12 protein-coding genes are annotated in these 11,715 nt (G+C 66.9%); 6 read left to right on the top strand and 6 right to left on the bottom strand.

What is annotated here, in order from left to right:
- Positions 1-37: 37 nt before the first annotated feature.
- The 5 genes from C5E10_RS14695 to C5E10_RS14675 form a co-directional block, all read right to left on the bottom strand.
- Positions 38-325: a YciI family protein gene (locus C5E10_RS14695; RefSeq protein ID WP_104332268.1), complete on the bottom strand. Its 288-nt coding sequence runs from the start codon at positions 323-325 to the stop codon at positions 38-40.
- Positions 326-333: 8 nt separating this feature from the next.
- The gene (locus C5E10_RS14690) at positions 334-1,251 is read right to left on the bottom strand and encodes a PRC-barrel domain-containing protein (protein WP_104332267.1); all 918 of its coding nucleotides are present in this window, start codon (positions 1,249-1,251) and stop codon (positions 334-336) included.
- A 107-nt stretch (positions 1,252-1,358) separates the two neighbouring features.
- Complete coding sequence (locus C5E10_RS14685) at positions 1,359-2,102, bottom strand: DUF4349 domain-containing protein (RefSeq protein WP_374953517.1); 744 nt, start codon at positions 2,100-2,102, stop codon at positions 1,359-1,361.
- A 258-nt stretch (positions 2,103-2,360) separates the two neighbouring features.
- A complete protein-coding gene (locus C5E10_RS14680; protein WP_104332265.1) occupies positions 2,361-3,191 on the bottom strand; it encodes an aldo/keto reductase in 831 nt (276 codons plus the stop codon).
- A 39-nt stretch (positions 3,192-3,230) separates the two neighbouring features.
- The gene (locus C5E10_RS14675; RefSeq protein ID WP_104332264.1) at positions 3,231-4,445 is read right to left on the bottom strand and encodes an MFS transporter; all 1,215 of its coding nucleotides are present in this window, start codon (positions 4,443-4,445) and stop codon (positions 3,231-3,233) included.
- Positions 4,446-4,776: 331 nt separating this feature from the next.
- Here C5E10_RS14675 and nrdH point away from each other — a divergent pair, with 331 nt between their 5' ends.
- The 6 genes from nrdH (at position 4,777) to C5E10_RS14650 (ending at position 9,922) form a co-directional block, all read left to right on the top strand.
- Positions 4,777-5,013: a glutaredoxin-like protein NrdH gene (gene nrdH / locus C5E10_RS14670; protein WP_068478736.1), complete on the top strand. Its 237-nt coding sequence runs from the start codon at positions 4,777-4,779 to the stop codon at positions 5,011-5,013.
- 121 nt (positions 5,014-5,134) lie between these two features.
- Positions 5,135-5,566 carry a class Ib ribonucleoside-diphosphate reductase assembly flavoprotein NrdI gene (gene nrdI / locus C5E10_RS14665; RefSeq protein WP_104241771.1) on the top strand — a complete coding sequence of 144 codons (432 nt, stop codon included), beginning with the start codon at positions 5,135-5,137 and terminating at the stop codon, positions 5,564-5,566.
- Complete coding sequence (gene nrdE / locus C5E10_RS14660) at positions 5,563-7,689, top strand: class 1b ribonucleoside-diphosphate reductase subunit alpha (RefSeq protein WP_104241769.1); 2,127 nt, start codon at positions 5,563-5,565, stop codon at positions 7,687-7,689. The genes nrdI and nrdE overlap by 4 nt, the downstream gene beginning before the upstream one ends.
- A 105-nt stretch (positions 7,690-7,794) precedes the next feature.
- Positions 7,795-8,778 carry a class 1b ribonucleoside-diphosphate reductase subunit beta gene (nrdF, locus tag C5E10_RS14655; protein ID WP_104241767.1) on the top strand — a complete coding sequence of 328 codons (984 nt, stop codon included), beginning with the start codon at positions 7,795-7,797 and terminating at the stop codon, positions 8,776-8,778.
- A gap of 359 nt (positions 8,779-9,137) precedes the next feature.
- Positions 9,138-9,299, top strand: a complete 162-nt coding sequence (locus C5E10_RS19210) for a hypothetical protein (protein WP_181062788.1) — start codon at positions 9,138-9,140, stop codon at positions 9,297-9,299.
- Positions 9,300-9,388: 89 nt separating this feature from the next.
- On the top strand, positions 9,389-9,922 hold the full coding sequence (locus C5E10_RS14650) for a DUF6328 family protein (RefSeq protein ID WP_104332263.1): 534 nt from the start codon (positions 9,389-9,391) through the stop codon (positions 9,920-9,922).
- On the opposite strand, the gene C5E10_RS14645 is transcribed toward C5E10_RS14650, so the two are convergent.
- The gene (locus C5E10_RS14645; RefSeq protein ID WP_104332262.1) at positions 9,886-11,577 is read right to left on the bottom strand and encodes a metallophosphoesterase; all 1,692 of its coding nucleotides are present in this window, start codon (positions 11,575-11,577) and stop codon (positions 9,886-9,888) included. The two genes, C5E10_RS14650 and C5E10_RS14645, sit on opposite strands and share 37 nt — an antisense overlap.
- Between the last annotated feature and the right edge of the window lie 138 nt (positions 11,578-11,715).

The raw sequence follows: 11,715 nt of genomic DNA, 5'->3' as shown, positions 1-11,715 counted from the left end.
GCGACCGGCTTCGTCGAGGTGCTGAGGAGTTCGCCGGTTACGCGGTGAACGGTCCGAAGACCTGTGTCCACTCGTAGACGTCGGTCTGGCGGATGACGCCGACAACGGCGAAGGGGTCGGCGGGGAGGAGCTCCCGCAGTGACGCCTCGTCGTCGCTCTCCCAGAGGAGCAGCGCGCCCGAGTGAGGAGCGGCCCAGGGACCCGAGGCCTTCAGGATGCCCGCGTCCTTCTGCTCGCCGAGCCAGGCCCGGTGCGCGGGGCGGTGCTCGTCGCGGGTGTCGGCTGAATCGTCTGCGTAGTGGTAGATCGTGGCGAAGAGAGGCACGGAGGCTCCTAGTTGCGGTCGGGGCTGGTCGGGTCGATCGGCTCGTCGCTCGGGCGCTGGAAGTTGACTTCCTCCCACTCGGTCACCGTCGGAGCCTCGAACTCGTCGTCGCTCGCCGCGGCTTCCGCCGTCGCGATGAGGCGAGTGTCGTCGTCGTCGGCCGAGAGCAGGGGCGCCGCCGTCTCGTGGGCGTCGATGCTGGCCTCGGTGTCGAAGGCCGAATCGGCGACGGTCTCGGCGAGCAGCGCGTCCTCGGTCCGAGTCGCCTCGTCCGTGTCGTCGAAGTCGTCACCGCTCTGCTCCAGGATGACGGGAGCGCTACCAGGACGGAGCTCGCTTCCACCTTCGACAAGGCTCGTCTCGGTGCCGTTCTCGGGCATGCGCCCCGGAACCTCGTAGTGCACGTAGAGCGCGTCCTCCTCAGCAGGGCTGAGGTTCTGGTCGACCTCCGTGCTGGGAGCGCTCGTCACGAGCGACTTCGAGTAGGGCACGAGGATGCGCTTCTCGTCCAGTTCCGCGACGTCGAGGGGGATGAAGAACTCCTTGGTGCCGAACAGGCCCGTCTTCACCGTGACCCAGTTGGGGTCGCGCGTCTGGTCGTCGAGGTACACCTGGCCGACACGGCCGATCCGCTCGTCTCCCGGTCCGAAGACGGTCGCCTGGAAGATGCGGGTGAGCTTCGCCTCGTGGGCCTTGAGTTGGGCGGCTGCGCTGCTCTCGCCGCTCACGTGGCCGGTGGAGGCAAGTGAGTCAGCGGCTTCCTCGGTCTCCTGGGGCGGGTCGATGGGGTCGTCTGCGAGGTCCCCGATCGTGTCGCCCGGAGCCAGGTCCTCGTCGGGGACACCCGCGGCCTCGATGCGCGTGGTGTCATCGTCGCGCGGCTCGAAATCGGGGTCGAACTTCGTGTTCGTGTCGTCGGCAGCCATGCTGTGCTCCTCGGTCAACGTGGATGTGGCGGGCCATCCGTGCCCACCTGCGCACGAACGACCTGCACAAGACTAGCGATTGCAGCGGTGCGCTGGCCGAGTCGGCGCTAGGAAGCGGGCTCGGCGGGTGCGCGGCCTGTGCCGTCCGGTGCCGCGGGCGCAGGCTGTGCAGCGCTGACCGCCTCTGCCCGGCGGGCCGCTCGGGCTGCCGAAGACCGCATGCTGAGACGCACGATGAGCCAGGCCGCGGCGCCGAGCACGGCGAGGAGCGCGAGACCTGGGAGCGCGAAGCCCAGCGCGGTCCAGAACGAGGCGAACCCGCGCAGCAGTGCCGCCATGCCGTCCTGCAGGCCCGCGAGGAAGCCAGCGGGCTCCTCCCCGGGGGAGGGGGCATCACTCGAGATGGAGATGGAGACGGTCGAGTACGCGATGCTCTCCTCGAGCACCTCGAGCTGCGCGCGCAGGCTCTGCAGCTCGCTCGTGCGCTCGGTCAGCGTCGTCTCGATCGCGAGGAGGTCGTCGACCTCCGTTGCCGAGGAGAGCATCCCTCGCAGCGAGGTCACTGACGCCTCGAGCGTCGAGACGCGTGAGGACATGTCCGTCTTCTGCAGCGTGACGTCGACGGCGGAGGTCTCCACGGAGACCACCTCGCCGATTTCACGCAGCTCGGTGATGAACGCGTCGTAGTCGGCTGCCGGCACCCGCGCGGTCAGCTGCGCTGAGACGGAATCTCCTCCCGTCTCAGATCGGGCGTCGATGCGCCCGTCGCGGGCCTCCACGAGCGCCTCCACCTGCGTGCGAGCGCCGGGCACGTCGCCCGTCTGGATCCCCACGTAGCCCGTCGTGACCACGTCGCGATTCTCCTGCGTGGCGCCCGCGGCCGCTTCCGGGGCTCCCGCGTAGTCCTCGGCGACGCCCTGCGGCGCCGATTCGGACTGCGACTCGGTCGAGGACATGCCGCTCGCGCATCCGGAGAGCAGGAGCGCACTGAGGGCGAGAGCGGTCGCGGCGCCGAGCCGCCGGAATGTGGTGCGCATAGGAGTCATGCAAGCACCTGGCGGGGCTCGGCGTGCTCCGAGTTCCCCCAGAGATCGACTGCAGACGCGCGATCAGAAGAACAGGTCTGGGTCTTTGCCGGTGCGTTCGCCGGACTCGAGGGCGGTGATGACGGCGAGGTCGTCGGCGTCGAGCGCGAAGTCGAAGACCTCGAGGTTCGAGGCGAGTCGGTCGCGGTGCACCGACTTCGGGATGACGACGTTGCCGAGGTCCAGCTGCCAGCGCAGTACGACCTGGGCGACCGTCCTGCCATGCTTGTCGGCTAGGGCGACGAGCGCAGGCTCGTCGAGCAGTGTGCCCCGTGCGAGCGGCGACCATGCCTCCGTGAGGATGCCGTGCGCTCGGTTGTACGCGCGGGTCTCGATCTGCGGCAGGCGAGGATGCAGCTCGATCTGGTTGACGGCCGGCACGGTCTCGGTCTCTGCCGCGAGGCGGTCGAGGTGGTGCCCCTTGAAGTTCGAGACGCCGATGGACCGGGCACGCCCCTCGCCCTGGAGCCGCTCGAGCGCTCGCCAGGTCTCGACGTACCTGCCCTGCGCCGGGGCAGGCCAATGGATGAGGTAGAGGTCGACGTAGTCGAGGCCGAGCTTCTCGAGGCTCTCATCGAAGGAGGCGAGCGTCTCCTCGAAGCCGTGCCGGTCGTGCCAGACCTTCGTCGCCACGAAGAGCTCCTCGCGGGGAACGCCGCTCTCGCGGATGCCGCGGCCGACGCCTGCCTCGTTGTCGTAGAACGCCGCCGTGTCGAGGTGTCGGTAGCCCAGGTCGATGGCGTCCACCACGACCCTGGTTGCCTCGAGGTCCGGGACCTTGTAGACGCCGAGACCGAGCTGGGGGATCTGGATGCCGTCGTTCATGGTCAGGCTGGGGGTGAGCGGCGAGGTCATCGAGGCCTTTCGGTCGGCGTTCTGAGCACCGGGACGAGATCAGGAAGGGGCGTTCAGGATGTTCATGGGCTCGGTGTCGGGTCGCGGGGCGATGTCGGCGCCACGCAGGTCCGGGATGTGCCCGCGCCAGAGGAGGGCGACGGCTGCGCCCGCGAGGGCGAACGCGGCGCTCACCAGGAAGCCGCCGAGGGAACCAGCCAGGTCGTTCGCGATGCCGGCGAGCGCGGACCCGGCCGCGGCGCCGATCAGCTGCCCCGTCGCCATCCAGCCGTATGACTCGGCGCTCTCGCTGAAGCGGACGCTCGAGGAGACGGCCGAGAAGCTGCCGGAGAAGACGGGCGCGATGCCGAGGCCGCTCACGAAGAACGCGGCGCCGAGCCAGACCGGGTTCGTCGAGATCAGCGCGAGGCCGATGCCGAGGAACACGATCCCCATGCGGCGCGCAAGGGAGAGGGGCGCGAGCGGCAGGTGCCCGAAGGCGAGGCCGCCGACGAGAGAGCCCACGGCGAAGACGGCGAGCAGGATGCCGGTCTCCGCGCGCTCGTGGCCGAACTCCGCCACGACGGCGGCCTCGATGGCGGAGCAGGCGCCGACGAGGAGGGCGCCCGTCACGGACATGAGGACGACGACCGGGTTGCGCAGCACCGCCCCCGCTCTGCGTCGCGACTTCGGGATGCGCACCTTGCCCACCTCGGGGGCTGCCACGAACCAGAGGCCGCCGACGAGGGTGATACCGGCACCGACGAGGATGCCGGCTGCTGGCGAGATCGCGAACGCGACGGCGGTCGTGGCGACGGGCCCGATCACCCAGATGACCTCCTGGAGGGAGGCGTCGAGCGAGAAGAGGCGCGACAGCTGCGATGCGGTGACGACCTTGGGGTAGATCGTCCGGACGGCGGGGGAGACGGGAGGAATGCTGAGCCCAGCCAGCACCGCGAGGATCGCCGCCTGCCAGAGCACCGGTGGCCAGAGCGCGAGCGCCGTGAGCGAGAGCGAGCACGCGATCATCGTGAAGATCAGCACGGGCCGCATGCCCCAGACGGTCATGAGGCGGCCTGCGACCGGGCCCGAGACCGCCTGGCCGATGCTCAGGGCAGCGAGGACCACGCCGGCGGAGGTGAAGTTGTCGTAGGTGTCCTCGACGTGCATGAGGATCGCGAGCGAGAGCATGCCAGCGGGGAACCTGGCGACGAGCTGCGAGAGCAGGAGTCGTGTCAGGCCTGGGGTTCTGAGTACAGTCGCGTAGTTCGTCACAGCGCGGACAATCGTACGCCTCGCACGAGGAATGTCGGTGGTTGGGGACAGGCTGTGCACAACCGCCGGAAAACGGTGGAGAAACGCCGGAAACTGGGGCATTTTCTGTGGAGGACTTGTGGAGAACTACACGGTTGTAACACCCTATCTAGTGGTGGTAGCCTCATCGAGCACAAGATGTAGTGGCCGCGGGAAACTGCGACACAACGGGGGTTCATCCACCTGGCACCGCGTGAGACTGCTACGGCAGGGCCGCGAGAGACCGGGCGAGACGCTTTCAACACACTGCACGAATAGCACTCCCCAAGCACTTAGGAACCAGGAGAAAACCATGGCAATCGCCGTCTACAGCAAGCCGTCATGCGTGCAGTGCACCGCCACCTACCGTGCCCTCGACAAGCAGGGCATCGAGTACGAGATCTTCGACGTCTCCGCAGACGAGAAGGCGCTGCAGACCGTCAAGGAGCTCGGCTACATGCAGGCTCCCGTCGTCATCGCGGGCGATGACCACTGGTCGGGCTTCCGCCCCGACAAGATCAGCCAGCTGGCTGCTCTCGCAACGGCCTAGCCGTCGCACCGAGCGACGCTCACTGCGCTGATCGTCGTTCACCGCTCTGAGCGCTCGCATCTCGAAACGCGACTCATGACGCGCATCAAGGTATGACGCGGATGAAGAAGGGACTGCACCCATGACCGGGCTCATCTACTTCTCGAGCGTCTCCGAGAACACGCGCCGCTTCGTCGAGAAGCTCGACCGGCCAGCGAGCCGCATCCCGCTCTTCCCGAGCGAACCCCAGCTTGTCGCGGACGAGCCCTACGTGCTCATCCTCCCCACCTACGGCGGGGGAGATGGGCGCGGGGCCGTCCCCAAGCAGGTCATCAGATTCCTCAACGAGCCACGCAACCGCGAGCTCCTCCGCGGCGTCATCGCCGGCGGAAACACGAACTTCGGCAAAGGCTACGGCCTCGCCGCCGACATCATCTCCTCGAAGTGCGGCGTACCCACGCTGTATCGCTTCGAACTCTTCGGCACGCCAGACGACGTCGCCGCAGTCAACTCTGGATTGGACAGGTTTTGGCAGCAACAACCGCTCTCGACGACGCAAGTGTCATCACGATGAACGCACCAACCGCGGCGAACACGCTCGACTACCACTCGCTCAACGCGATGCTCAACCTGTACGACGAGAACGGCCAGATCCAGTTCGACAAGGATCGCGAAGCCGCTCACCAGTACTTCATCCAGCACGTCAACCAGAACACGGTGTTCTTCCACGACCTGGAGGAGCGCCTCGAGTACCTCGTCGAGAACGAGTACTACGAGCCCGAGACCCTGGCGATGTACGCGCACTCCTTCATCGAGGGGCTCCGCAACCGCCTCTACGCGAAGAAGTTCCGCTTCCCGACCTTCCTCGGCGCCTTCAAGTTCTACACCTCGTACGCGCTCAAGACGTTCGACGGCAAGCGCTACCTCGAGCGCTTCGAAGACCGCGTGCTCATGGTCGCGCTCGGCCTGGCGCAGGGCGACGAGACCCTCGCCACGTCGCTCGCCGACGAGATGATCGCCGGGCGCTTCCAGCCCGCGACCCCGACGTTCCTCAACACGGGCAAGAAGCAGCGAGGCGAGCTCGTCTCCTGCTTCCTCCTCCGTATCGAGGACAACATGGAGTCGATCGGCCGCTCCATCAACTCCGCCCTGCAGCTCTCGAAGCGCGGGGGCGGCGTCGCCTTCAACCTGTCGAACATCCGCGAGTCGGGTGCGCCGATCAAGCAGATCCAGAACCAGTCCTCGGGAATCATCCCGATCATGAAGCTGCTGGAAGACTCCTTCTCCTACGCGAACCAGCTCGGCGCGCGTCAGGGTGCTGGAGCCGTGTACCTCAACGTGCACCACCCCGACATCATGCGGTTCCTCGACACCAAGCGCGAGAACGCCGACGAGAAGATCCGCATCAAGACGCTGTCGCTCGGCGTCGTCGTCCCGGACATCACGTTCGACCTCGCCAAGCGCGGCGAAGACATGTACCTCTTCTCCCCGTACGACGTCGAGCGCGTCTACGGCAAGCCGTTCGGCGACATCTCCGTCACGGAGAAGTACTACGAGATGGTCGACGACGCACGCATCCAGAAGACGAAGATCAGCGCACGCCAGCTGTTCCAGACGCTTGCCGAGATCCAGTTCGAATCCGGATACCCGTACATCATGTACGAGGACACGGTGAACCGTGCGAACCCGATCGAGGGCCGCATCAACATGTCGAACCTGTGCTCGGAGATCCTCCAGGTCAACTCGCCGACGACGTACACCGACGACCTCGGCTACGAGACCATCGGCAACGACATCTCCTGCAACCTCGGGTCGATGAACATCGCCGCCGCCATGGACTCGCGCAACCTCGCGACGGCCGTCGAGACCGCGATCCGCGGCCTCACCGCCGTCAGCGACATGAGCCACATCGCGTCGGTACCCTCCATCGCGAAGGGCAACGACGAGTCGCACGCCATCGGCCTCGGCCAGATGAACCTGCACGGCTTCCTCGGCCGCGAGCGCATCTTCTACGGTTCAGAAGAGGCTCTCGACTTCACGAACATCTACTTCTACACGGTCGTGTTCCACGCGATCCGCGCCTCGAACCTCATCGCGACCGAGCGTGGCAAGTCCTTCGCGGGCTTCGAGCGCTCCACCTACGCGACGGGCGAGTTCTTCGACAAGTACGTCGACGTCGAGTGGGCTCCCAAGACGGAGCGCGTCCGCGAGCTCTTCGAGGGCATGCACATCCCGACGCAGGCCGACTGGGCCGAGCTGCGCGAGCTCGTGCAGAAGCACGGCATGTACAACCGCAACCTGCAGGCGGTTCCGCCGACCGGTTCGATCAGCTACATCAACCACTCGACCTCGTCGATCCACCCGATCGCGTCGAAGATCGAGATCCGCAAGGAAGGCAAGCTCGGCCGCGTCTACTACCCGGCGCCCTACCTCTCGAACGACAACCTCGAGTACTTCGAGGACGCCTACGAGATCGGCTACGAGAAGATCATCGACACCTACGCCGAGGCGACGCAGCACGTCGACCAGGGCCTGTCGCTGACGCTCTTCTTCAAGGACACGGCGACGACCCGCGACATCAACCGCGCGCAGATCTACGCGTGGAAGAAGGGCATCAAGACGATCTACTACATTCGTCTTCGCCAGCTCGCGCTCGAGGGCACCGAGGTCGACGGCTGCGTCAGCTGCATGCTGTAGGCCCCTCCCTGCTTTCGAGTCGGCCCTGCTCTCGAGTGAGGCCTGCCTCCGGGTGAGCTGCCCGACCATTCCCGCACGAACGCGACAGAAAAGAACTCCACGCACATGAACCCGCAGGCCGAGACGAGCCACCTTCTCGAGAAGGTCCAGGCGATCAACTGGAACCGCATCCCAGACGAGAAAGATGTCGAGGTCTGGAACCGACTCGTCAACAACTTCTGGCTCCCCGAGAAGGTGCCGCTGTCGAACGACGTGCAGTCGTGGAACACGCTCACGCCTGCAGAGCAGACGCTCACCATGCGCGTCTTCACGGGGCTCACGCTGCTCGACACGATCCAGGGAACCGTGGGCGCGGTCAGCCTCATCCCCGACTCGCTGACGCCGCACGAGGAGGCCGTCTACACGAACATCGCGTTCATGGAGTCGGTGCACGCCAAGAGCTACTCGTCGATCTTCTCGACCCTCTCGAGCACGCCGCAGATCGACGACGCGTTCCGCTGGTCGACGGAGAACGAGAACCTGCAGCGCAAGGCGCAGATCGTCATGAACTACTACCACGGCAACGACCCGCTCAAGCGGAAGATCGCGTCGACGCTGCTGGAGTCGTTCCTGTTCTACTCGGGCTTCTACCTGCCCATGTACTGGTCGAGCCACGCCAAGCTCACCAACACGGCCGACCTCATCCGCCTCATCATCCGCGACGAGGCAGTGCACGGCTACTACATCGGCTACAAGTACCAGAAGGGCCTCGAGCTGGTCGACGAGGCCAAGCGCCAGGAGCTCAAGGACTACACGTTCGAGCTGCTCTTCGAGCTCTACGAGAACGAAGTGCAGTACACGCACGACCTGTACGACGAAGTCGGCCTCGCCGAGGACGTCAAGAAGTTCCTGCACTACAACGCCAACAAGGCGCTCATGAACCTCGGGTACGAGCCCATGTTCCCCTCGAGCGTCACCGACGTGAACCCGGCGATCCTGTCGGCGCTCTCGCCGAACGCCGACGAGAACCACGACTTCTTCTCCGGGTCGGGCTCCTCCTACGTCATCGGCAAGGCCGTCAACACGGAAGACGAGGACTGGGACTTCTAAGCCCAGCTCTCTCCACCATGCGCCACCCTCGAGGCGGTGCCAACCAGGACTCCTGGTGGGCACCGCCTCGAGGCGTCTCCGGCGCCCCCCCCCCCGCCGAGCAGCGCTCCGCGCCCGGCGGGCGAACCGCTGCCCGCAAGGTCGGGAGCGGACTTCTGGTCGCTTCCGCTGCGTTGTGACGACCACAACACAGCCCTCGACCTTGGCAGCCCTGCCCGGTGCGGAGTCAGGGACATTCTCGTCCTGGTGTGTAGGAGCCAATTCCTGCCGCGATCCAAGCGCCGAGCGCTACGCTCAGCCTGCGGCACTCCGCCGCGCGGGCTGCGCAACGATGCGCCGAAGACGATCGAGGAGACCCCATGGGACACGACAAGAACGAAGAGCTGCGCGAAGAGCACGAGCACCAGGAAGAGCACCGCCAGGAACATCGCGACGAGAAGTTCGAGACCGGCGACGGCGCCGTCGACGACGAAGGATCGCAGGACCGCCGACGCCAGGACGGCATCAGCGACCTCGCCTGACCGCTGAGCCCGGCACGCCTCGAGTCGCGTGCCGGGCACCCGGCGGGACGAGCGATGGGCGAACGCCTCCCAGAACCGCAGGAGAAGCCATGATCGACAGCGACGTCGACACCACGTCCGATGACGGACGAGACGAGACCCCCAACGAACGCTCGGACCGCAACTGGAGCGAGCTCATGCAGGAGTTCCGCGTGCTGCAGACCGGCACGCAGATCATGGCCGGTTTCCTGCTGACGCTGCCGTTCCAGCAACGCTTCACGGAGCTTGGGCCGTTCGATCACGTGCTCTACCTATGCCTCGTCATCTTCGCCGTCCTCGTCACGCTCCTCGCGCTCGCGCCCGTCATGCTGCATCGCATCCTCTTCGGGGAACGGGCGAAAGCGCAGCTCGTCCACGCCGCCAGCGTCATCCTCATCCTCTGCCTCATCGCAGCGTCACTGCTCTTCGTGGGCATCGTGCTCTTCGTGTTCGACTTCGTGGTCTCGCCAACCGCCGGAATCTGGGCAGGCGGAGCCGTGGCCGTGCTCGTGCTGCTCCTCTGGACGATCGGCCCAAAGCTCCTCAGGAACGCGCGCGACCGAGCGGCTCACGCCTCGCCGACGCCGAACGCATCGAAGACCTGAGCCGGCACCTCGGGGGTCCGGGCGTCGTACAGGTAGCTCTCGACGATGCCAGCCGCATCCGCTTTCGCACCTGCGCCTGCACCCGCACCCGCAGACACGGTCAGCACGGTGAACACGCTCAGCCCCTGCTCCGCGACGTAGGGGAGTGGCTCGCCGGCCGCTCCGAGCCGAGGGGCACGCGTCGGAACGATCGGGTCGAGGCCGCCCGCGTCACCCTGCGCCACGGCATCGTGCGCGTTCCACCGGAACGGCGGGCGCGTTCGACGGCGGCCGCTGCTCCGATCGAATGCCCCGTGTGTGCTACCGGCGTGCGACGTCTCGAGGTACTGCACGCCCGCCGCTGAGGCGAACCTCGACCACAGGTGCGAGTGCCCGCCGATGACGAGGTCGACGCGCGAAGCTTCGAACAGCGGTGCGATGTCGCGCAGCAGGATGCTCTCGGCCGACGGGTAGTCGTAGCGCACGCCGGTCAGTTCGCCGAGTCCGTCGCGCTCCTCGAGGCGAACGGGATGCGCGAAGTGCGGCATCGCGTTCACGCCGATGCTGTGCGGGCTCTCATGCATGACGACCACGCGCAGCCTCGCCTCCGTGAAGGCGCGGCTCGAGAGCTCGCGGCGCAGCCACTCGTACTGCGGGCTGCCGGCTTGCAGGTCGTCGACGATGTGCGATCCGTAGCGCTGAGCCAGCGGATCCCCGAGCGCGTGCTCGGCCTCCTGGTAGCGGCTCGATACGAGGCGAGCCGCGGGGTCGTCGTCGGCCCGGTCGGAACGCCACACCCGCGTCGCGCTGAGGGCGACGATGCGCACCCCGCCGAAGGTGACCGCGTAGAAGCGGGAGCCGGACGGCGAGGGGAACAGGGTCTCGTAGTTCGAGAGGCTCAGACCGTCGTCGGACACGCGCACGGGCAACGAGCCCTCGAAGGACTCCGAAAGCGTCCGCCCAGGCTCTCGCCTGCCCTGGACCTCGTGGTTGCCGACCACCGAGAAGATCGGCGTGCTCGGCAGGATGTCTCGCATGGACGGGAAGAACGCGGAGCCGCGAGCATCGTCGAACCACTCAGAGGCGCGGTCGGGGATATTCACGAAGTCGCCCGCGTACAGCACGGCGTCGAAGGGACCAGCGGCTTCGCTCGCGTGCCGCATGGCGGCGGGGACGGGAGCGCCGAGCTGGTGGTCGCTCGTCAGCAGCAGGCGCAGGAGGGGAGCGTCGGCTGAGGGGGATGCGGAGAGGCGCGCGACCCGGGAGGCGGCGGCGCCGCTCACGACGCGATACGCGTAGTCGACTCCGGGCTCCAGCCCCGAGGCTCGAGCCGACTGGCGCCACACCTCACGAGCGACCGTCGTCTCCGTCTCGAGTGCGTTCCGGAGGTCCTCGAGCCCATCTGTGAGGAAGCTCTCGCGGTCCTCCGCCATCGCGGGCAGTCGAACGCCAGCGGACCTCGTCACCTGAGCGCCCGGCAGCGAGCTCGCGAGCGCAGGATCCTTCAGCTCCCCGACCGACAGCTCCCCGAGACGCTCGCCGAGCCCGATCGGGACGACGATGAGGCGGGAGTCGCGAGCCTCCCCGTCCGTCACCCAGGCGACCTCCACGCCCGAGGCGTCTGGCAGCACCAGATACGGTTCGCACAGCAAGGTGACGTCGTTCTCGTCCCGCATCGTTCCGCCCTTCGCCGACCCCGGCCGCGGATCCGGCCCAGCCAAGCGTAATCACGAGAACGCCAACGGTTCGCGCCTTCGACACTCCAGACGCGATCGCGAGAACATCACAAGGCGAGCACGATCTGCGGGTCGTGT

Source organism: Pseudoclavibacter sp. RFBG4, assembly GCF_002931515.1.
Taxonomy (GTDB): domain Bacteria; phylum Actinomycetota; class Actinomycetes; order Actinomycetales; family Microbacteriaceae; genus Pseudoclavibacter.
Note: the sequence above shows the minus strand (reverse complement) of the source record. Positions and strands in the feature narration are given on the sequence as shown.

What these genes read in the sequence shown, in the direction of transcription:
- C5E10_RS19210 (WP_181062788.1), top strand. Translation starts at nt 9,138, where the DNA reads ATGGGACACGACAAGAACGAAGAGCTGCGCGAAGAGCACGAGCACCAG.
- nrdF (WP_104241767.1), top strand. Translation starts at nt 7,795, where the DNA reads ATGAACCCGCAGGCCGAGACGAGCCACCTTCTCGAGAAGGTCCAGGCG.
- C5E10_RS14680 (WP_104332265.1), bottom strand. Translation starts at nt 3,191, where the DNA reads ATGACCTCGCCGCTCACCCCCAGCCTGACCATGAACGACGGCATCCAG.
- C5E10_RS14645 (WP_104332262.1), bottom strand. Translation starts at nt 11,577, where the DNA reads ATGCGGGACGAGAACGACGTCACCTTGCTGTGCGAACCGTATCTGGTG.
- nrdE (WP_104241769.1), top strand. Translation starts at nt 5,563, where the DNA reads ATGAACGCACCAACCGCGGCGAACACGCTCGACTACCACTCGCTCAAC.
- nrdH (WP_068478736.1), top strand. Translation starts at nt 4,777, where the DNA reads ATGGCAATCGCCGTCTACAGCAAGCCGTCATGCGTGCAGTGCACCGCC.
- C5E10_RS14650 (WP_104332263.1), top strand. Translation starts at nt 9,389, where the DNA reads ATGATCGACAGCGACGTCGACACCACGTCCGATGACGGACGAGACGAG.
- nrdI (WP_104241771.1), top strand. Translation starts at nt 5,135, where the DNA reads ATGACCGGGCTCATCTACTTCTCGAGCGTCTCCGAGAACACGCGCCGC.
- C5E10_RS14690 (WP_104332267.1), bottom strand. Translation starts at nt 1,251, where the DNA reads ATGGCTGCCGACGACACGAACACGAAGTTCGACCCCGATTTCGAGCCG.